Source organism: Flavobacterium hydatis, assembly GCF_000737695.1.
Taxonomy (GTDB): domain Bacteria; phylum Bacteroidota; class Bacteroidia; order Flavobacteriales; family Flavobacteriaceae; genus Flavobacterium; species Flavobacterium hydatis.
The window spans coordinates 16,452-37,883 of record NZ_JPRM01000051.1 but is presented as its reverse complement, the minus strand read 5'-3'; the positions used below and the strand labels follow the sequence as shown (position 1 = coordinate 37,883).

Below are 21,432 nucleotides of genomic sequence, written 5' to 3'. Positions count from 1 at the left end.
CTAAAATGAATAAGTTCAAGAATATAAATCCAACAATCATTGTTATTTTTGGAGGAACCGGTGACTTGGCAAAGAGAAAACTCTTTCCAGCATTTCAAAATCTGTATCTGGACGGTCGTATGTCTGAAAAATTTCAGATAATCGCACTAGGAAGAGCAGAAAAAAGCAATGAAGACTTTCGTAGCTATGTATTAGAAAATCTAAATACCTTTTCAAGAAAAAAAGGACTTTCAGATTCAGAAACTCAAAAATTTCTTTCGCACATAAGTTATCAAAGCTTTGATATTGATAAAGAAGATTCTTATCAAAGATTAAATGAAAGAATAAATAGTATTGATGAAGCCTTTGAAGAACGTGCTAATCGTCTTTTCTACCTTTCTATTACGCCCTCTTTTATAACTACAATTTCTAGTAATATTAAGAAAATTGGCCTTGCGGCTAATGCCAAACAAGACCGCATTATTATTGAAAAACCTTTTGGTTACGATAAAACTTCTGCGATTGAACTTAATGAAATGCTTTCGCACACTTTTAAGGAAGAACAGATTTACAGAATTGATCATTATTTAGGTAAAGAAACCGTTCAGAACATTCTTGCTTTCCGTTTCGGAAATTCGATGTTTGAACCTTTATGGAGCCGTAATTTTATTGATTTTGTACAAATTACAGTAGCAGAAGAAGTTGGTGTTGAAGAACGTGGCGGATTTTATGAAGGAGTTGGTGCATTAAAAGATATGATTCAGAACCATTTGCTTCAAATTTTATGTATGACAGCTATGGAAGCTCCTGCATCATTAGAAGCTGATGATATCCGAAACCGTAAAGCTGATGTTTTAAAATCTATTCGACGTATTAAACCCGATGAAGTTGATCATTACATTGTAAGAGGTCAATACGATGCAGGTTTTATAAAAGGAAATCCAGTTCCGGGATATCGTCAGGATAAAGGAATTGCTCCAGATTCTAATACGGAAACGTACGTAGCAATGAAAATTTATCTGGATAACTGGAGATGGCAAGGAATTCCGTTTTACCTGCGCACAGGAAAAAGAATGGAAGAAAAACAATCTTCAATCATTATACAGTTTAAGCCTGTTCCGCATTCTTCATTTTCTTATGGAAAAGAAGGTATGACACCTAACAGACTTATTATTAATATTCAGCCTTCTATGGATATTAAGTTGCAGTTTATGACCAAAAAACCTGGACTGTCACTTTCTCTAGAACCAGCAGAAATGATTTTTGATTATTTTTCTTGCTCTACAATGTCACCAGAAGCTTACGAAACACTAATTGCCGATGCGTTGGCAGGAGATCCTACCCTATTTATGCGTTGGGATCAGGTAGAACAAGCTTGGGATGCTATTGATACTATTCAACAAGTTTGGAAAACTATAGCACCAACCAATTTCCCTAATTACAAAGCTGGAAGTTGGGGACCTGAAGAAGCCGACGAATTATTGGCTCGCCAAGGTCATGCTTGGATTAGAAATACACAGAATAAAATAAATGAAGTAACTCCAGATGATACAGATATACAATAATACAGAAGAAATTAATACCGCAGCCGCAGATCTTTTTGTAGCAGCTGCACAAAAAGCAATTACAGAAAAAGGTAAATTTACAGTTGTACTTACAGGAGGTTCTTCTCCTGCAGGGATTTACAAATTATTAGCTTCTGATGATTATAAAAATAAAATAGACTGGAGTAAAGTTTTTATATTTTGGGGTGACGAACGTTGGGTTCCTCTTAATGATGACTTAAGTAATGCGAAAATGTCTTATGCTGCTTTATTAAGCCACGTTCCTATTCCGTCAGAAAATATTTTTGAAATGTATAAAGACGGTGTTACACCCGAAGATTATGCGGTTACTTATGAAGAGTCTATTAGAGAGGTCTTAGGAAATGAAGGAAAGTTTGACCTTATTTTATTAGGAATGGGCGACGACGGACATACAGCTTCATTATTTCCTAATCAAGCAGTATTAGAGGAACAAAACAAATGGGTTTCTGCCTATTACCTAGAACCTCAAAAAATGCACCGTATTACACTTACTGCACCATTAATAAATAAAGCAGAAAAGATTGTTGTAGTGGCTTTTGGGGAGAAAAAAACACATGCATTAAAAGAAGTAACAACCGGAGAATACAATCCTACGCTTTACCCAATGCAATTAATTAAACCAGTATCGGGAGAACTATTATTTCTTGTAGATAAAGTTGCTGCTGGCGCTAATTAAGAGATTGTTTTTATTAGCCTTTTGCTAAAAATTATACTTTACAGTAATTAGGATATCTATAAAAAAAGAGATAAAGAAGAAAATCTTCTTTATCTCTTTTTTGCTTTAATTTTATTCATATTAAAAATAAAAAAAGCTCGAAGTCCCGCAAAGATAACTCCACGGGATTCAAACCTTAACAAGAAGTGTTTACAAATCAACCTTCAATTAATTTCTTATTTTACTGTATACGTCATACGGTTTGCTTCACAAAGTCTGAAATAGCCTAATGCAAAATTATTAGTATCTGTTGTATTAATTATATTTCCTCTAATATTGCCTGGTACTGCAGCAAAAGGATTCGAATTTGTAACCTCTAAAATTAGATTCATATAATTATAAAAGTTCTTAGAAATACCACGATGTGTTATGTTAAGAGTTATTCCTGGCTTAAGATCTGCATCAGAAAATTTTTCAACCAATTCATTCCCATTAGCAAACTCGTCACTTGATGATGTGTACTCCGGAAAAGGAGACAAAACACTTTTATAATCTGTCAGATAATAATTAGTCTGATCAGCTGGGTCTTTATAATAAAATGATACTACAATAAGATCCGGTCCAGATATATCTGGCATAAATTCCTGATCTATTTTTTCAACTACCGGCACAGATACTAATTTTTCAACAGCCGTTAAGCTTTGTCCATCGACTTGTGCAAATAATTTGTATTCCATATTAATTACAGGAACAAAATTAGTACAGACATATAATCCCGGCTCAGACTCATTAAATGTAAAAACAACTCCATCACTATTTTCAACTCTTACCTGCGCTCCAGAAACCTTTGGTGTAGTGGCACTGTAATAAGGGGCCATTCTGCTTATTTTTATCGTCTGTTTGCTACCGTCAGTTCCTTTTACCCAAACTATCTCGGCGTCGATTACAATTTTAGGTTCTCCAGTTTCTAAATCTAGCTCAACAACCTTATCACAGGACAGAAAAAGGGAAACAAAAAGAAGGCTAAATAAAGTAAATGCTTTACTTTTTAAATTATATTTTTTTAATCTTAGCATGCTATTAAAATTTAAAATTATAAGAAACACCGGGTACTAATCCGTAAATAGACAATTGTTTAGACTCATTTGCTCCGGTATTATTATTTTGCGAAAACATCATCGATGCAGCATTTTGCCTGTTATAAATATTATAAATACTAAATACCCAGTAGCTTTGCCATCCTTTCTTTTTATCTGGTTTAGGAGTATAAGTTGCACCAATATCCAAGTGATGATATGCAGGAAGTCTGTTTGAGTTTCTCAACGTATAATTAGGTACGTTTCTTTCTGCAAATTCATAATAACCATTTGGGTATGTTACTGGCTGACCTGATTGTAAGGTGAAATTAGCGTTAAAAGACCATTTGCGATTAAACTCATAGTTTGCAGTAATATTCAGATTATGCAATTTATCATATCCTGATAAATACCAATCTCCATTAGCAATACCCGGCTCTTGAGGAGTTCTTCCAGGTGTTTTTTGTTCTGCCTTAGACAACGTATAAGCAACCCATCCTGTAAAACGTCCTGTATTTTTTCTGAATAATAATTCCATACCATACGATCTTGCTTCTCCATTTAGGATATCCTGCTCTATATTATTGTTACCCAATAAATTTGCACCATCGATATAATCGATACGGTTTTTAATTTTTTTATAAAATAATTCTCCCTCAAAAGAATACTCACGTTCCTTAAAGTTTTGGAAATATCCTACTGCATATTGATCCAACATTTGTGGTTTTGTAAAAGGTCCGCTTGGAGTCCAGATTGTCATAGGCAACGGCGCACGGGTATTAGACAACATATGGATATATTGCGCCATTCTGTTGTAGCTTGCTTTTACTGAAGTTTCATCATTAAAAGCATATGATAATGCTAATCTTGGTTCAAAATTACCAAACTTACTGATGGTTTTTCCTTTTCCGTAATATGTACTTCCTATTGGTGTAGCTTGTTCGTAAATATGATATAGCGGATTGTATACTACTGACTCTCCATTTTCATAAGTGCTAATGGTTTCGCCGCCTAAACGATAAAACGTGCTGTAACGAAGTCCGTAACGAAGATTCAGTTTATCTGTAATCTGATTTTCGATATCAAGATATGCAGAAGTTTCTAAAGCATATTTTTTATCTAATTGTTTGTAATTATACTGCGAGTTAACACCATACGGACGGACAGTTCCCGGATTAAAATCATAATATAAACCATCAATACCATAGTTAAGTTTAAAATTATCTGATATCGTATGATTCCAGTTATATTTAAGTCCGTAGTTAGTAATCTTACTATCCCATTGAAACTTTTGAAATGGTATTTCTAGATTAAATTTATAATCGCTGTAAAAAACAGAAAGGCTTGTATTTAACTTTTCAGAAAATTTATGTTTCCAGTTAACCGTTCCCATAGTATTACCGTACGTACTGCCAAAAAAATTATTAATATCAAATAAATCATTTCCTAGATAACCCGAAAAAGAAATTGTGTTATTGGCTCCTAAACGATAATTAAGCTTGGCATTAATATCATAAAACATAACAGAACTCTTAATATCGGTAAGTTTTAAAAATAAATGCGCATAAGAAGCACGACCTGCAATAACAAACGAACCAACATCTTTTTTTAGAGGTCCTTGCACCAAAAGGCGGCTTGATATAAGACCAATACCTCCGTTTATTTTATAATCATTAAGATCTCCTGTTTGCTGTGTTACATCCAAAACTGAAGAAACGCGTCCTCCATATTTAGACGGAATCCCTCCTTTATATAAGTCTAATCCGCTAACAACATCTGCATTAAAAATAGAAAAGAAACCAAACATATGTGAATCTCCATATACTGGAGCTCCATCTAAAAGAATCAAATTCTGATCTGCAGCTCCTCCACGAACATTAAATCCTGATGAAGCTTCACCTGCATTTGTGACACCTGGCAAAGTCAATAATGATTTTAAAGGATCTGCTTCACCCATTGCAGTTGGCAATCTTTTAATCTCTGCCATCGAAAGTTTATTAACACTCATCTGAGTATTTTTTACATCAACCGCCTTGCTTGTCGTTATAACTACTTGCTCTAACTCGTGGCTGTCTGACTCTACGCTAAAATCAATTTTTGCATCCTGAGAAACAGTAACTTGTCTTTTTTTATTCTTAAACCCCACGTAACTTACCAAAATAGTATAAATTCCGTTATCTAAGTCTAGAGAATATCTTCCGTTTATATCGGTTATTGCTCCTTTTTCGATTTCCTCAACATATACATTTGCGCCAATTACGGGTTCTCTTTTTTCATCAAGAACTTGTCCTGTTAATTTATTTTTTTTGGCTCCTTTTGTAACCTTTTGTTTTACAAAAATATTATTGCCTACTATCGAAAAATGAATTGAACCAGCCTTATTAATTTCATTTATAAGTTGTTTTATATCGATATTAGTATAAGTCTTTTTTTGGGTAAAATACTTTTGACTTATATTAATCTGATCCGTATAGGCAAATTTAAAGTCGGTTTGACTCTCAATTTGCTTAAAAAATTCCTTTAATGTTACGGTTTGATCTACAGTTACGGTTATGTTTTGAGAGAACATACTCCAACTGAGTAAAAAAAAGCACGTTGAAATTATATGCTTCATGAATTTTTGTATTTTTGAATATTATTAAATAGATAGTTTCATACTATCTTAACTATAGGAAGGATGTTTAGTTTCGCGGCTAGTGCATCCTTTTCTTTTCTATTGAAAAGTAATCTGCTTTAATTTTTCATTTACTTCATAGTTTAGGTTATACATTTCGGATATTAATAGAATAATTGTTTTTAAATCTTCCTTTTTATTTATTCGCACAGTAATTCGTTGGTTATAATACTCTTTTGGGATTGTCACTTTGTAACCGTAATTAGATTCGATATAAGTACTAATAACGCTTAGTTTTTCATCATCAAAATCTACAAACCTACTAAATTCAGTTACTGAAGCAGTTTCGTTCCCGTAGATGAATTTCTCTCCGGGTTTCAAAATCCATTTTTGAGTCTGATTTTTTACACTCATCTCAACACTTCCTTCATAAAGTTCTACCGCCACTTCTTTTTTAGGATATCCTTTTACTGTAAAAGCAGTACCTAATACTGTAGTTGTGGTTTCGTTGCAAAACACCTGAAAAGGATGTTTTTTATCTTTTTTTACTTTAAAGTAAGCTTCTCCATTAATCTCTACTTTTCTATTGATAGCAAAATTAGTGGCATACATAATTTTAGAATTCGGACTCAATTCTACTTTTGTACTATCTGGTAAGGATACAATTTTGATTATAGAAGTAGTATTTACTATTGTATTTTCGACAATTTCGATATTGTTACTTATCGGATCATTAGTAAAATATAGACCTGTTCCTACAAGGGCAAAAATTAAAACTGCGGCTGCTGCATAATAACGCCATGGTTTATTTTTTTGCTTTTTAGGTGGGAATGCTTTTAGTTGAAATTCTTCCCAAGAATTCTCTTTTTCAATATCGGAATGTGAAAAGGGAGTTTCGTCCCATAATTTTTTTAATTCCTCATCTAATTTCTTTTCGTCCATATCTTTTATGCGTTAAAGTTTTTGACAATAAAATCCTTGTTTATTAAAAACACCATAAACCATTTCTTTTATATCTCTATTGGTTTCGATTCTTAGAATATGGTCACTATTATCCAAATCAAAATTCATTATACAATCAGAAATGATAAACTGCAGAAGCACTACAATAAAGCTTGCATCTTCTTTGGTTGTAACATCTGTTTTATAAGATTCAGTACGCATTTTATGTTTCCGTTTATATCTATAACAAACGAGAACATAAAAGTTCCTAATGCTCTTCGATTTTTTTTCGAATAAATTTACTGGCGAGATAAATATGATTGGCAATGGTCTTTTCAGAAAGATCCGTAATCTCTGCAATCTCCTTATAACTAAGGCTTTCCAGTTTATGTAAAGTGTATATTTTTTGTTGTTGCTCAGGAAGAAGATTTATGAAATTATAAAGTTTTTCTTTTCTTTCTTCAAAAATTATTGCTTCTGTATCTTCTTCTTCAACTCTTACAGGGAAAGTATCAAGCTGAATAATCTTATTTTCTCTGTTAACATGATTAATAATGATGTTCTTGCATATGGTAAACAATTGTTTATCAAACAAAACATCTTCATTAAGCAATTCTCTTTTATTATATAATCTTAAAAAAGTTTCCTGAACAAAGTCTTGTGGAGTAAGGACTGTAAAATTAAATCGTTTGGCAATGTTTATCAGTTTATCATAGTAATTAAGATAAGCCTCTTTGAAAGATGCTTCATTACCATTTTTTAAACTTAATATAAACTTTCTGTTGTCCATAACGCAAATATGATCTTAATCTTAAACCTAATGCCCAAAAATAATAGGGCACTTTACAGTAATAGCTAAGACTGGCTGGTTTATTTTTTTTAGTAAACCTTTAGGTACAAAGAACAGAAATTTTCTTCTAAAATTATTTAACAGGAAAAAAATAGTTTAAAAAAAATTTCTCACGGCATTCATAACACTATTATTACTCCCAATACAAATGCATTCTAATATAGATTCTTGTAGTAAATGACCTAAAACAGACTTCTCCTCCTCTATCAGTACGCTCCTTTCTTTAGCAAATACTTCTTTCTCTTTGTTTTTTGTTTTTAACCCGTTGGGCGTAATTTGTTTACACATAGTCCCGAAGCCTCGGGATAGAATTACACCCAAGGAATTTGCATTTATATTGAGTATGAAATGAAAAACGAGTAAAAATACCTAGTTGGCTTTTGAATTTTAACTTTATTATTGTGGAAATAAAATTCTAGAAAAAGTTAGACGATAATAACGGTTTATTCTTAATGAAATAACCTTCTAATGTTCAAGATAATGCAGGAGTAACTTTTTAATAAATAGTCTATTAACTTTAAAAAATAATATTATGTTTAAACGTAAAGACCCCACAGAAGGAAATGATTTATTTCAGGCATCTTCCTTTTTGACAGAAAAGGGAAATGACGCATTATTAAGGTCTGCTGAAGAAAACAAGAAAGATATATTGTTTGATTTAATGTCAGGATATGAAAAAGTTCAAATTAATGATCCAATTAGGGCCTTTCATGAAAGTGACTTAGAAAATATAGGAAACAATGTAAAATACGGTGTTTTAAAAGTATTAGAAGGTACTTGGGTAAGTTATAAAAACAATAATTATAATGAGCTAAGCAAAAATAAATTAATTGGAAGCGGAATACATACTACTATTATGCCTTCGCCAGGTACAAATTTGGGTACTATTCCGGGGAAATATAGTTTTGATTGCGAAGAGTATATAGAGAAACTAACTTTTAATCTAGTTGAAGGTGGCGTACGTAATCGTGGTGGTGCAAATGAACAATTTTGTGGTGCTGTTAAATATGAACAAAGTATTAAAAGTGTAAACCGTATAGAAGGTGAAACAGCGCTAAAATACACTCCTATTCATGAGGAAAACGGTATGTATTTATGGCTTAGTGATATTTTTAACCATGCAGCTACCGAAAAATCTATTAAAGAAGACCGTGGTTTACACCCTATAGAGCCAGATGACAAATATAAAGACCTATATAAAAGTGGATATAAAGATGAAATTCTTTATTTGGTTACAAACGCCGATGGCAAAAATGAATATGTAACTCAGGAAAATTTAAACGGACGAGAGTATTCTCAATTTATTCCCGCCAAAGAGCTTAAACCAGGTGATGGTCAAAAAGGGCCTTATTTTATACCTGATTATTCTATTTCTCGAAGCGGAGTGATTCCGCATGGTAGTACCATCACTTTATTAGGAGATTTGGTTCAATCAGGACCTAGTTGTTTAAATACTGGTGCTCCAAATTTCCCTAAAGGACTAGCTGCCTGGGATTTTGATCATCTTTCGATTTCGAGAACTATGGGTGGTGCTGATGCAAAAGCAAATCCTATAGATCTTGATAAACCTGCGCCTGATTGGGTAACTCAAAAACTTGACAAGCATAATGACCCTAGAGAAAATAAAATATATTCACAGCGTATACTTGCGCATCATTTATATCCTTATTCCGTAAGACCTGATTTACGCCTTCGTGACTCTATTAAAGGAGAAGTCATAAAAGACCATGTGCATATCCAGATGTCATCTAAAAATAAAACGGGCGCTCAAGGCGGAATATTAAATGTGCCGTTTGTAAATCGTTTTGCTCCTACTGTCGAAATGAATATGCAAATGTGGGTTGAAACAGTTATTGAAAACGGAAAAGAAATTCTTCAGTTGCAATACGAACAAGTTATACTTTTTGAATTTCATTTTGGTGATGATGGCGGTACTACAAGTTGGCCACATATACAAATAAACACGCTACGCAAAATAGAAGATGTTTCTGAAGAGCAAAGACTTTTAATCGATGAGCAATTTAATTCTAATAAAATTAAATCTTCTGGATCAGCTTCAGAATGTCCTTATCAAAAGCAATAAAATCTAATAAAAATCGACTACATCATTGTGCTAAAGTGTTCTGGTGTTAGTTTAAAAGCTCAAATCCCTCCAATTTGAGCTTTTTTTATGCAGTTCATTATTTTGGGAAATATTTTTTTTACTTTCTATAAAATATTACTTTGAATGTTGTTTTAACATAACGTTTACAAGGCATAGTAAGCCATTTGGTTCTGGATTGCATGAATAAAAATACATCTGTACTATTATTTTATATGTTTCATATTATAATATGAAACATATAAACAGGCATCTCAAGTTTATATTTCGCTAATTTTGAGAGACCACATATTTCTTTATCCCCATTTAGATTTAAAATTTTAGCAGTATTAAAATTTTAAGTTATCGTGGTCAATAAATTGTTCATGTCCACCTTTCAATCCAGAATGTCTATGGAACAATCTATACTATTTAGGTTTCTTTTTAGGAAACTAATTTTTATTTCGTTTGTAGTTATTTCTTTTACTACCAAGTCTTATGGACAAAACTGTTCTGTAAACGCAGGTGTACTTAATGTCACTATATGTGCAACAGACGATTTAATCCTTGCCGGAAACACACCATCGCCTATTACTGGTAATGTACTATGGACTCAAATATCGGGGCCCACTGTAGTTATAGATTCTCCTAATAGCCCAACAACAACTGTAGGCGGTTATACGGGCGGTAATACTTATATTTTTAGATATAGCGCCACTTGTGCTGACGGAATTGCAACCTATCAGGACAAAGTTGTTAATGTACAACCCATTACGATTGCTAATGCTGGTAATAACATATCAAGTTGCCCTAATAGTAACGGGACACTTACAATTATGGCAAATACTCCAAAAAACCCCGGAGAAACAGGATTTTGGGATATTGTTGGAGCTAATAATGCTGGAGTTGTAATTAATTTTCCAAACCTACCTACATCAACTATTACCTTACCGCAAACGAGTTGTGGTACAAGTACGCTTGAGTGGGTTATAGAAGGGCCAGAATATTCGCCAGGACAACGATGCCGAACTTCATCGCAAATCACAGTGACTAATTATGGAGGAGTTACTCCAGTTACTGCTGGAGCAGACCAAACCTTAAGTAATTGTTATACTACTACACAAACTACAAATCTTACTGGTTCTTATGGCGGATGTAATATTAATGGGCAATCTGGTCTATGGACATTTGTAAGTGGTCCTAATACTCCAACTATTAGTAGTCCAAACTCTAATAAAACTCAAATATCTAACCTTGTTCAGGGAATTTATACTTTTAGATGGGCAGTTACTGGACCATGTGCCTCTGGGAATGATTTGGTTACCATTGCTGTTCCTGCTGCAACGCAAAATGTAACTACTTTACCAGGTGGAGATGAAAATATATATTTCTGTAATAACACAATTACTCAAGTTACTCTTGTAGCTCAAACTCCTTTGTATGCAGGTGAAACAGTACAATGGACTCAGATTGCGGGAGATCCTGGTGCAATGATTGTTTCACCAACCAATCCAACAACATTAGTCACTAATATATCAAATGCTGGTAATCCATATAAATTTAGATATACCTTAACCAATAATAATACAGGTTGTGTTTTTACCAAAGATTATAATGTACAATATAATGGCGCAACAAGAACAATTGTAGCTAATAATGGTGAAGATATGGTGGGAAGTTGTAATGCAACTGTATTTACAATTCCGCTTACAGTTACAGGAACAGGCGTAAATCAATACAGGATTGTAAGTGGCCCAAGTGGTTCACCTTTAGGTCCATTTCCTACTGCTTTACAAGATATTGGAAATTCTTTGACTCTTACCCTAACCTCATCTGGAGATTATAGTGTCGAATTTATCAGGAGTCAGAATGGATCTCCTGTTAATTGTGATTTTGGGTTTGATACGATGACAATTTTAGTTTCTGGAGCTCCAACACCTTCTAATGCAGGTTCTGATGTGAGTTTGCCTTGTGGAGACACAACAACAATGCTATCTGGAGTGGCAATAGATGATGGTTTGCATTTTTGGAGTCAGTTAAGTGGCCCTAATACCGCTACTATTGCAGATATTTTTGCTGTCGATACACAAATAAGCGGACTTATTCCGGGAACATACGTTTTTCAATATATAACAAAAGGTGGTGGTGCAACATGTGGTTTCTCTGTAGCTTCGGTAACTATATATGTTTCTGCAAGCAATCTCGGAACAACAGATGCGGGGCCTGATCAGATTGTTTGTGCCAATTCGCAAGTTACTATGGCTGGTTCACCCCCGCTAAGTGGCGAAATTGGAGAATGGATTCAAACAGGCGGCCCCAATATAGTTATTTTTTCAAGTCTTAATGATCCAAATGCTGTTGCTACAGGTTTTGCCACAACGGCTTCTGCATATACATTTGAATGGACAATATCCTATCTTCATCCTGGTCCAGCCTGTAGTGCATCTATTTCTGATACAGTTACAATTACGACAAATAATGCTCAGGCTGCGTCAAATTCTGATGCAGGACCAGATGCATGTTACCCATCTGGTACAAGTACTTTTAATCTTGCTGGTAATACTCCTACTCTTACAGAATCTGGAGTTTGGACTGTTGTTCCTACAACCGGAGTTGTAATTGCAAATCCAAATGATCCTAATACAATGGTAACTGTTCCCGGAAATGGAACTTATGTTTTTACATGGTCTATAGAAACAGCGACCAGACTATGCGAACCTAACAAAAATAGTGTTTCTGTAACTATAGCAAATACTCCACCAGAGGCAAATGCAGGCCCTGATCAGGAAATATGTGGTAATACAATTACGATGGCTGCAACAGCTACTAGCGGTGGAATTGGAACCTGGACAAGAATTTCGGGTGCAGGAAATTATAGCATAAGCGATGAACATGACCCTAATGCAGTTTTTACCTTTGCTTACAGCGGTTATTATATTTTTAGATGGACTATAAATGCCGATGTTTGCGGTGTTGCTTTTGATGATGTAACCTTATCAATTGGAATTCCTCCTCATGCAGCAGTTGCAGGCCCAGATCAATATATCTGTAGTAATAACAGTGTTACTATGGCTGGAAATAATTATGATGACTTTTTTGAAAGCGGACAATGGACTTTACTCTCTGGAGCTCCTAATCAGCCAAATATTGTAAGCCCATCTAATCCTAATACTGTCATTAATGGCCTTGTAGCTGGTACTTATACTTTTAGATGGACAATTTTAGCAAAAAATATTTATTTATGTAGCGGTAGTTTTGATGATGTGACTGTTGTAGTTGCTCCTGCTGCCAATGCAGGCCCTGATCAGTCTTATTGCGATGTAAGCAGTATACAACTTATAGGAAATAATAATTCGACAGGAACATGGGTTCTTACTAGCACAACAGGAAACGTAAATGATGTAAATATTACACAATCTCCGCCAGACAGTTACATTGCAAATGCAACAGTTGTACCCGGAAATAGTTATGTTTTTACTTATACGACCAATCCTGTTACTTATCCTGATAGTTCGGTTTGTCCCGGATCATCAGATTCAGTAAATATCACTGTTTATAGCGGAGCAAGTGTAGATCCGAATGCTGGAGCAGATCAAATTTTATGTATTCAGGATGTTGGAGGAGTTACCTCTCTAGATGGAAACATTCCTCCTCCAGATGTTTCTTTAGCTCAATGGCAATTTGCTTATCAGCCTACGGGAAGCGTTGCTGTTATCGATACTCCTACTGCTCCCAAAAGTACTCTTTCGGGTTTAACAGTTCCTGGACTTTATATTTTAGAATGGGTATTTGAAAGTAATAGCTGCCGAACCTTATCTGATATTGTTAGAATAGAAATGAATGCTGCTCCAAGCACTGCAAATGCAGGTCCAGATGATACAGCTGCTTGCCAAACAACATATAAAACTGCTGCTGTACCACCTACAGTAGGTATCGGAACTTGGTCTTTTGCCACCCCAACAGATGATCCATCTGCAGGCGCTGTGGTAATAGATAGCCCAAATAGCCCCGTGACAACTTTATCTAACATTACAACGTTAGGAACATATATCTTAACGTGGACTGTAACAAATGGTCCATTTAGTAATCCGTCTTTATGCCAGCCAACCTCAGATACGGTTGAAATAACATTTAATGACATACCTCCTTCTATTGCAAATGCTGGCCCTGATCAAGAATTATGCGATGTTACTCTTGCTACTATGAATGCTGTGGCAGTAACTTCAGGTTTAGGGACTTGGACACAAGTTCCTGGCGGTCCTAATACAGCCAATATTGCATCACCAAATAATGAAAAATCTCTAATGTTAGGGTTGATTCCTGGAACGTATGAATTTTTATGGACAACTACGACTCTTAATGTAAACGGATGTATCTCTCAGGATTCTGTTAAAGTCACAATATATCAATTACCGTCAACTGCTAATGCCGGACCAGATCAAACAATTCCGCAATTCTCACCAGTAAATCTAAATGCTGTTCCGCCAACTGTAGGAACAGGAGTTTGGACTCAGGTTTCTGGCCCAACAATAATAGGATTTGATGATGATACATCTCCTACAACTGCAATTGCTGGAACAATCTCTGGAACTTATGTTTTACAATGGACTGTAACCAATGGTAACTGTGCTGTTTCTACAGATACTGTTACTCTTACTATTCTGGCTGTTGCTGATTTGGAGCTAACAAAATCTGTTACGCCTAGCAAAGGAAGTGCAGGTGATGTTGTAACTTTTACTATTCAGATTTTTAATAACAACTCATTGGGTGGTACAGTCGATGCTACTGGTGTAGCTGTTCGCGATTTCCTTCCAACTGGTTATACTATAGTGCCGGGTTCTGTAAATCTTGCGGGACAATACAATATTGGTGATAATACAATTTTATGGTCTAATCTAATGGTTCCTAACGGAGGCAGATTAAATTTAATTTTTAAAGCCACCATTAATTCAACAGGATCTTATGTAAATGTTGCCGAGATAGTTGCTTCAAACCAATTTGATCCTGATAGTACCCCAAATAATCATGTTCCAACAGAAGACGATCAGGATAAAGCTGCTATAATACTGGATGTTGTCGATTTATCGCTTGCTAAATCAGTATCACCAGCAGTCGTGAGCATTAATGACAATGTAATATTTACTATTAGTGTTACCAATAGTGGTCCTAATAATGGTAGCGGAATAACTGTTCTGGACAAATTACCTCCGGGATATACTTACGTGAGCGATAATGGTGCAGGTAAATACAATAACACTACAGGAATCTGGAATGTTGGTAATCTTAATAACGGGAACTCTATCTCGCTCCAAATTACAGCAAAGGTTAATGTAGCAACCTCAGCTAATTATATAAACGTTGCCGAGATTCAAACCGCGCGCCAACTTGATCCGGATAGTACGCCTGGTAATGGACTTCCTGAGGACGATATGGATGATGCCGCTATAACTTTAAAATTAGCCGATTTAGAACTTAGTAAAACCGTCTTGCCTACAAGTGCAGCTGCTGGAGATGTAGTAGGCTTTACGCTCACTCTAGTAAATAAAGGTCCAGGAAATGCTACAGGAGTAAGTATACAAGACGTTATTCCGGTTGGGTATACATTAGTTCCGGGATCAGTATCTAATGGCGGAATATATCAGGTGGCTAGTGCAACACTTGAGTGGAAAAACTTAGCATTGGCCAACGGTGCTACTACAAATTTAACATTTAATGCAACTGTAAATCCTACAGGTAATTATTTAAATACAGCTCAAGTAACGGCAAGTGATTTGCTAGATCCTGATAGTACACCAAATAATGACGATGGCGACCAGAGTGAAGATGATGAAGCTAATGCTAAAATTATCTTTATTGGCCCATCTGCAGATTTATCTTTAGTAAAAAATGTAGTTGCAGGAAATACAAGCCCATTGATAGGAAGTCAGATTTCATTTGAACTTATTATTACTAATAGCGGGCCAAACAATGCTACAGGAGTTCAGGTACAAGATTTGTTGCCTGATGGTTACGAATTTACAAACTATAGCTCATCTGCTGGTCTTTATAATGATACTACAGGTTTCTGGAATATTGGTAGTATTGATACAGGAGTTTCAGAATCTCTTATTATTGATGCAAAAGTATTGCCTTCAGGTACTTATTTAAATACGACTCAGGTTACAGCAAGTGATTTGCCTGATCCTGATAGTACACCAAATAATGACGATGGTAATCAGAATGAAGATGATGAAAGTAGCGTATTTGTTACCCCAATTCAGCCTTATACAGATTTATCATTAACCAAAACAGTAAATAATGCAACACCATTAGTTGGCTCACAAGTTACTTTTGAAGTCATCGTAACCAATAACGGTCCGCAAAATGATTCAGGTGTACAAGTAACAGATTTATTACCTGATGGATATACCTACAACGGATTTACAATTTCTACAGGAACTTATAATCCAACAACTGGAGTGTGGACTATTGGTAATATAATTAACGGAAAATCAGAAACATTGCAAATAACAGGAACTGTAAAAGCAACTGGTAATTATATAAATATTGCCGAAGTTACTGCGTCTGATCTTCCTGATCCTAATTCTACACCAAATAACGGAGTACCAACAGAAAACGATTATGGAACAGCGACCACAACTCCTATTAATCAATCTTCGGATTTATCATTAACCAAAACAGTAAATAATGCAACGCCAATAGTTGGCTCACAAGTTACTTTTGAGGTGGTAGTTACCAATAGTGGTCCGCAAGATAATACAGGCGTACAAATTACAGATTTGCTTCCTGATGGATATACCTACAACGGATTTACAGTTTCTACAGGAACATATAATCCAACAACAGGATTGTGGATAGTTGGTAGTTTAGTTAACGGAAAATCTGAAACATTACAGATAACAGGAACCGTAAAAGCAACAGGTAATTATATAAATATTGCCGAAGTAACTGCAGCAGCACTTACTGATCCAGATTCTACACCAAATAACGGAAATACTGCCGAAGACGATTATGCAACCGCTACAGTAACACCAACAAACCAATCTTCGGATTTATCATTAACCAAAACGGTTAATAATGCAACGCCTTTAATTGGCTCACAAGTTACTTTTGCTGTAGTTGTAACTAATAATGGTCCACAAGACAATACTGGCGTACAAGTAAAGGATTTATTACCTGATGGATATACTTATAACGGTTTTACAGTTTCTACAGGAACATATAATTCAGTAACAGGATTGTGGTTAATTGGCAATTTAGTTAACGGAAAATCAGAAACATTACAAATAACAGGAACTGTAAAAGCTACAGGCGATTATCTAAATATTGCCGAAGTAACCGCAGCAGATCTTCCAGATCCTAATTCTACACCAAATAACGGATTACCTACAGAAAATGATTATGCAACCGCTACAATAACACCAACAAACCAATCTTCGGATTTATCATTAACTAAAACGGTTAATAATGCAACACCATTAGTTGGCTCACAAGTTACTTTTGCTGTTGTGGTAACCAATAATGGTCCGCAAGATAATACAGGCGTTCAAGTAACGGACTTATTACCTGATGGATATACTTACAACACATTTACTGTCTCAAGAGGAACATATAATGCTACATCAGGATTATGGACAATTGGTAATTTAGCCAACGGAACATCAGAAACACTGCAAATAACAGGAACCGTAAATGCAACAGGCAATTATCTAAATATTGCCGAAGTAACCGCAGCTAATCTTCCTGACCCTAATTCTACCCCAAATAACGGAAATACTACTGAAGATGATTATGCAACCGCTACAGTAACACCAACAAACCAATCTTCGGATTTATCATTAACCAAAACGGTTAATAATGCAACACCATTGGTTGGCTCACAAGTTACTTTTGCTGTTGTGGTAACCAATAATGGTCCGCAAGATAATACGGGTGTTCAAGTAACGGATTTACTTCCAAACGGATATACCTATAACGGATTTACTGTTTCAAGAGGAACATACAATTCAGTAACAGGATTATGGACAATTGGTAATTTAGCCAACGGAACATCAGAAACATTACAGATAACAGGAACTGTAAAAGCTACAGGCGATTATCTTAATATTGCCGAAGTAACCGCAGCTAATCTTCCTGACCCTAATTCTACCCCAAACAACGGAAATACTGCCGAAAATGATTATGCAACGGCTACAATAACACCAACAAGTCAGTCTTCGGATTTATCATTGACTAAAAAAGTAAATAATTCAACTCCGCTGGTAGGTACAATCGATACTTTTGAAATTGTAGTAACTAATAGTGGTCCACAAGATAATACGGGGGTTGAGGTACGTGATTTGCTCCCTACAGGATATACCTACAATAGCTTTACAATTTCAACAGGAACTTATAATCCAACCACAGGAATATGGACAGTAGGTAATTTACGCAACGGAGCATCTGAAACTTTACAAATAACCGCAATTGTAAATCCTACCGGAAACTACATTAACGTTGCCGAAGTAACAGCAGCAGATCTTCCTGATCCAGATTCTACGCCAAATAACGGGGTTACTACAGAAGATGATTATGCAACTGCATTTGTAACACCAATATTGAAAGCAAATGATTCTGATTTATCGTTAACAAAAACCGTAAATAATGCAACACCTTTAGTAGGTTCACAGATTGTTTTTGAAGTTATCATCACAAACAATGGCCCATTAGATAATACAGGTATTGAAGTACGAGATCAGCTTCCGACTGGATATACTTTTAATGGCTATTCGCTTTCAACAGGAACTTATAATTCTACAACAGGATTGTGGACTGTAGGTGGCTTAATTAATGGAAAATCTGAAACCTTAGAGATAACAGCAACTGTAAACCCAACAGGGAATTATGTAAATGTTGCCGAAGTAACTGCAGCTGATCTTCCTGATCCTAATTCTACACCTAACAACGGTGTACCAACAGAAAACGATTATGCAACTGCAACCACTACTCCTATCAATCAGACTGCAAATTTATCTTTAACTAAAACTGTAGATAAGTTAAGTCAGCTAATTGGTAATCAAGTAACTTTTGAAGTTATTGTAACTAATAGTGGCCCTCAGAATGTTACAGGTGTAGAAGTAACCGATTTATTACCTTCTGGCTATACTTACACTAGTTTTACAGCTACCAAAGGAACTTATAATAAGAACAACGGAAAATGGAATATTGGATCTTTGATAAACGGAGATTCACAAACATTACAAATTACCGCTATTGTAAACGCAACAGGTAATTATGTAAATGTTGCCGAAGTTACAGCGAGCAGTTTACCAGATCCAAATTCAACTCCTAATAATGGCGTTGTAACCGAAGATGATTATGCAACTGCCGTAGTTACCCCAACTAGTCCTTTGGCTGATTTATCGCTTGTAAAAACGGTATTAGGAGGCAATTTGAATCCTGTGTTCGACTCAACGGTTACTTTTGAAATTACGGTAAGAAATAGTGGTCCACAAACGGCAACTGGAGTAAAAGTAATAGACTTACTACCAAGCGGATATCAATACATCACATATAGCTCAACAGTTGGGCAATACCTTAATACAACTGGAATTTGGGATATTGGAACAGTTTCTAATGGTACTTCTGCCTCTTTGTTTGTTACTGCAAAAGTTAACACAACAGGCAATTACACTAATACATCTGAAGTTTACGCTTCAAACGTATTAGATCCGGATAGCACGCCAAATAATGGTGATCCTAACGAAGATGATATCTCAACCATTACCCTTGTTCCTGTTGCCGCTGTTGCAGATCTTTCGATAGATAAAAAAGTAGTTAATAATACCCTTACGCCAAATGTAGGATCTCTAATTACTTTCTCGGTTACTGTAACTAATTCTGGGCCGAGTACAGCAACTGGCGTAACGATAAAAGACATTTTGCCTTCAGGATATGATTTTGTATTCTACAATGTAACATCCGGAAGTTATAATCGCTTTAACGGAATATGGTCGCCAGGAACGATTTTATCTGGTAATAGCCATACTTTATTAATCAATGTTTATGTAAAAAATCCAACAGGAGCTACAGATGAATATCTTAATACTGCCGAAATAATGACTTCAGATCAATTAGATCCTGATAGTACACCAGGTAACGGAATCACTACAGAAGATGATTATGATAGCATATCAGTAACACCAGTAATTGTTATGGCAGATTTATCTATTAGTAAAACAGCATTAAATCAAAATGCTACTCATGATGTAGGTTCACAAGTTATTTTTACTGTAACTGTTACCAACGATGGCCCGGCAGATGCAACCGGTGTAGTAGTTAAAGATTTATTGCCACCTGGTTTTGAGTATGCAACAAGCAGTCCTACAAGTGGTCTTTACGACTATATTACGGGAGTTTGGAATGTAGGATCTATTCCTAGTGGTACCAATCAATCTCTGGATATATACACTAAAGTAAATCCACCAACAGGAGTTGCTAATGAGTACACAAATACAACTGAGGTAATTGCTAGTAACCTACCTGATCCTGACTCTACGCCAAATAACGGAGTTGTTACAGAAGATGATTATGACAGTTTACAGATTAAAGTAGCTGTTGCCGATTTAAGTTTAGAGAAAACTGTTAGCAATAAAAACGCAAATGTAAATGAGGTTGTAACTTATACTATACAACTCAACAACGATGGGCCTAGTATCGCTACAGGAGTTGCTGTAGAAGACATGATTCCTATAGGATTATCTAATATTACGAGCATTAATAGCGGTGGAATATTTAGCAAAAGCATCATAAAATGGGTAAATCTAACCGTGCCTGTTGGCGGAATAACGCTAACTTATCAAGCAACAGTCGAGAATCCGCATGGGCTGGATAGTTTCGATTATCTAAACATTGCTCAGGTTACTGCTAGTAATCAGTTTGATCCGGATAGTAAACCAAATAATGATAATGGAGATCAAAGTGAAGATGATGAAGATTCTGAATTCATAAACATCCCATCAACAGATATTGCCATAAATAAAGAAGTAGATAAAACAGATGTTCCAATGGGTAGCGAGGTGATATTTACAATTATAGCAGAAAACCTTGGCGGCTTAACAGCTACAAATGTTGAGGTACAGGATGTTCTCCCAAAAGGATATGCATTAACTAGTTTTACGGTAACATCTGGAGCGTACAATAGCACAACAGGAATCTGGACAATACCAAGTGTAAATGCAGGAAGTTCTCAAACATTGACCATCCATGTTAAAGTATTAGACTTTAAGGATTACTTGAATACGGCAAGTTTTATAAAAATGGATCAGATAGATACCAATTCGTCAAACAATCAGGATACGGCAACAATTGCTCCTAATTGCCTGAAAGTTTACAACGAATTTTCCCCAAATGACGACGGACAAAATGATACTTTTTATATCGATTGTATTTCACAATATCCTGATAATCGCCTTCAAATATTTAATCGTTGGGGGAACTTAATTTATAATAAAAAAGGATATAACAACACTTGGGATGGAAAAGCAGATGGGTCTGCGAAAGTGCTTCCGGAAGGAACATATTTCTACATCCTTGATCTCGGAGATGGTTCTGCTAAAACCTCAGGATGGCTTTATTTAAAATAAAATGAATAACCAAAATTAAATTGGCT

Annotated in this window: 9 protein-coding genes; 4 read left to right on the top strand and 5 right to left on the bottom strand. The window is 35.3% G+C overall.

Annotated features, from left to right (window positions below):
- Positions 1-5: 5 nt before the first annotated feature.
- Together zwf and pgl are read left to right on the top strand one after the other, a co-directional pair.
- On the top strand, positions 6-1,544 hold the full coding sequence (gene zwf, locus IW20_RS22760; RefSeq protein WP_035628042.1) for a glucose-6-phosphate dehydrogenase: 1,539 nt from the start codon (positions 6-8) through the stop codon (positions 1,542-1,544).
- Positions 1,525-2,241, top strand: coding sequence for a 6-phosphogluconolactonase (gene pgl / locus IW20_RS22755; protein ID WP_035628040.1), 717 nt, complete (start codon positions 1,525-1,527; stop codon positions 2,239-2,241). The genes zwf and pgl overlap by 20 nt, the downstream gene beginning before the upstream one ends.
- A 215-nt stretch (positions 2,242-2,456) precedes the next feature.
- On the opposite strand, the gene IW20_RS22750 is transcribed toward pgl, so the two are convergent.
- From IW20_RS22750 to IW20_RS22730, 5 genes are all read right to left on the bottom strand, one after another.
- On the bottom strand, positions 2,457-3,296 hold the full coding sequence (locus tag IW20_RS22750; RefSeq protein WP_035628086.1) for a DUF4249 domain-containing protein: 840 nt from the start codon (positions 3,294-3,296) through the stop codon (positions 2,457-2,459).
- A 4-nt stretch (positions 3,297-3,300) separates the two neighbouring features.
- A complete protein-coding gene (locus IW20_RS22745) occupies positions 3,301-5,910 on the bottom strand; it encodes a TonB-dependent receptor (protein ID WP_035628038.1) in 2,610 nt (869 codons plus the stop codon).
- 99 nt (positions 5,911-6,009) lie between these two features.
- Positions 6,010-6,852 carry a FecR family protein gene (locus IW20_RS22740; protein ID WP_035628036.1) on the bottom strand — a complete coding sequence of 281 codons (843 nt, stop codon included), beginning with the start codon at positions 6,850-6,852 and terminating at the stop codon, positions 6,010-6,012.
- Positions 6,853-6,864: 12 nt separating this feature from the next.
- A complete protein-coding gene (locus tag IW20_RS22735) occupies positions 6,865-7,074 on the bottom strand; it encodes a hypothetical protein (RefSeq protein WP_035628035.1) in 210 nt (69 codons plus the stop codon).
- A 46-nt stretch (positions 7,075-7,120) separates the two neighbouring features.
- On the bottom strand, positions 7,121-7,642 hold the full coding sequence (locus IW20_RS22730) for an RNA polymerase sigma factor (protein WP_035628033.1): 522 nt from the start codon (positions 7,640-7,642) through the stop codon (positions 7,121-7,123).
- Between the two features lie 592 nt (positions 7,643-8,234).
- On the opposite strand from IW20_RS22730, the gene IW20_RS22720 reads away from it, so the two are divergent.
- The gene (locus IW20_RS22720) at positions 8,235-9,785 is read left to right on the top strand and encodes a peroxidase, FMP-type (protein ID WP_035628029.1); all 1,551 of its coding nucleotides are present in this window, start codon (positions 8,235-8,237) and stop codon (positions 9,783-9,785) included.
- A 383-nt stretch (positions 9,786-10,168) separates the two neighbouring features.
- Complete coding sequence (locus IW20_RS22715) at positions 10,169-21,406, top strand: PKD domain-containing protein (RefSeq protein ID WP_240478525.1); 11,238 nt, start codon at positions 10,169-10,171, stop codon at positions 21,404-21,406.
- Positions 21,407-21,432 lie beyond the last annotated feature (26 nt).

Excerpts from the sequence above, each read along its gene's own strand:
- zwf (WP_035628042.1), top strand. The coding sequence starts at position 6 with ATGAATAAGTTCAAGAATATAAATCCAACAATCATTGTTATTTTTGGA.
- pgl (WP_035628040.1), top strand. The coding sequence starts at position 1,525 with ATGATACAGATATACAATAATACAGAAGAAATTAATACCGCAGCCGCA.
- IW20_RS22750 (WP_035628086.1), bottom strand. The coding sequence starts at position 3,296 with ATGCTAAGATTAAAAAAATATAATTTAAAAAGTAAAGCATTTACTTTA.
- IW20_RS22745 (WP_035628038.1), bottom strand. The coding sequence starts at position 5,910 with ATGAAGCATATAATTTCAACGTGCTTTTTTTTACTCAGTTGGAGTATG.
- IW20_RS22740 (WP_035628036.1), bottom strand. The coding sequence starts at position 6,852 with ATGGACGAAAAGAAATTAGATGAGGAATTAAAAAAATTATGGGACGAA.
- IW20_RS22735 (WP_035628035.1), bottom strand. The coding sequence starts at position 7,074 with ATGCGTACTGAATCTTATAAAACAGATGTTACAACCAAAGAAGATGCA.
- IW20_RS22730 (WP_035628033.1), bottom strand. The coding sequence starts at position 7,642 with ATGGACAACAGAAAGTTTATATTAAGTTTAAAAAATGGTAATGAAGCA.
- IW20_RS22720 (WP_035628029.1), top strand. The coding sequence starts at position 8,235 with ATGTTTAAACGTAAAGACCCCACAGAAGGAAATGATTTATTTCAGGCA.
- IW20_RS22715 (WP_240478525.1), top strand. The coding sequence starts at position 10,169 with ATGTCCACCTTTCAATCCAGAATGTCTATGGAACAATCTATACTATTT.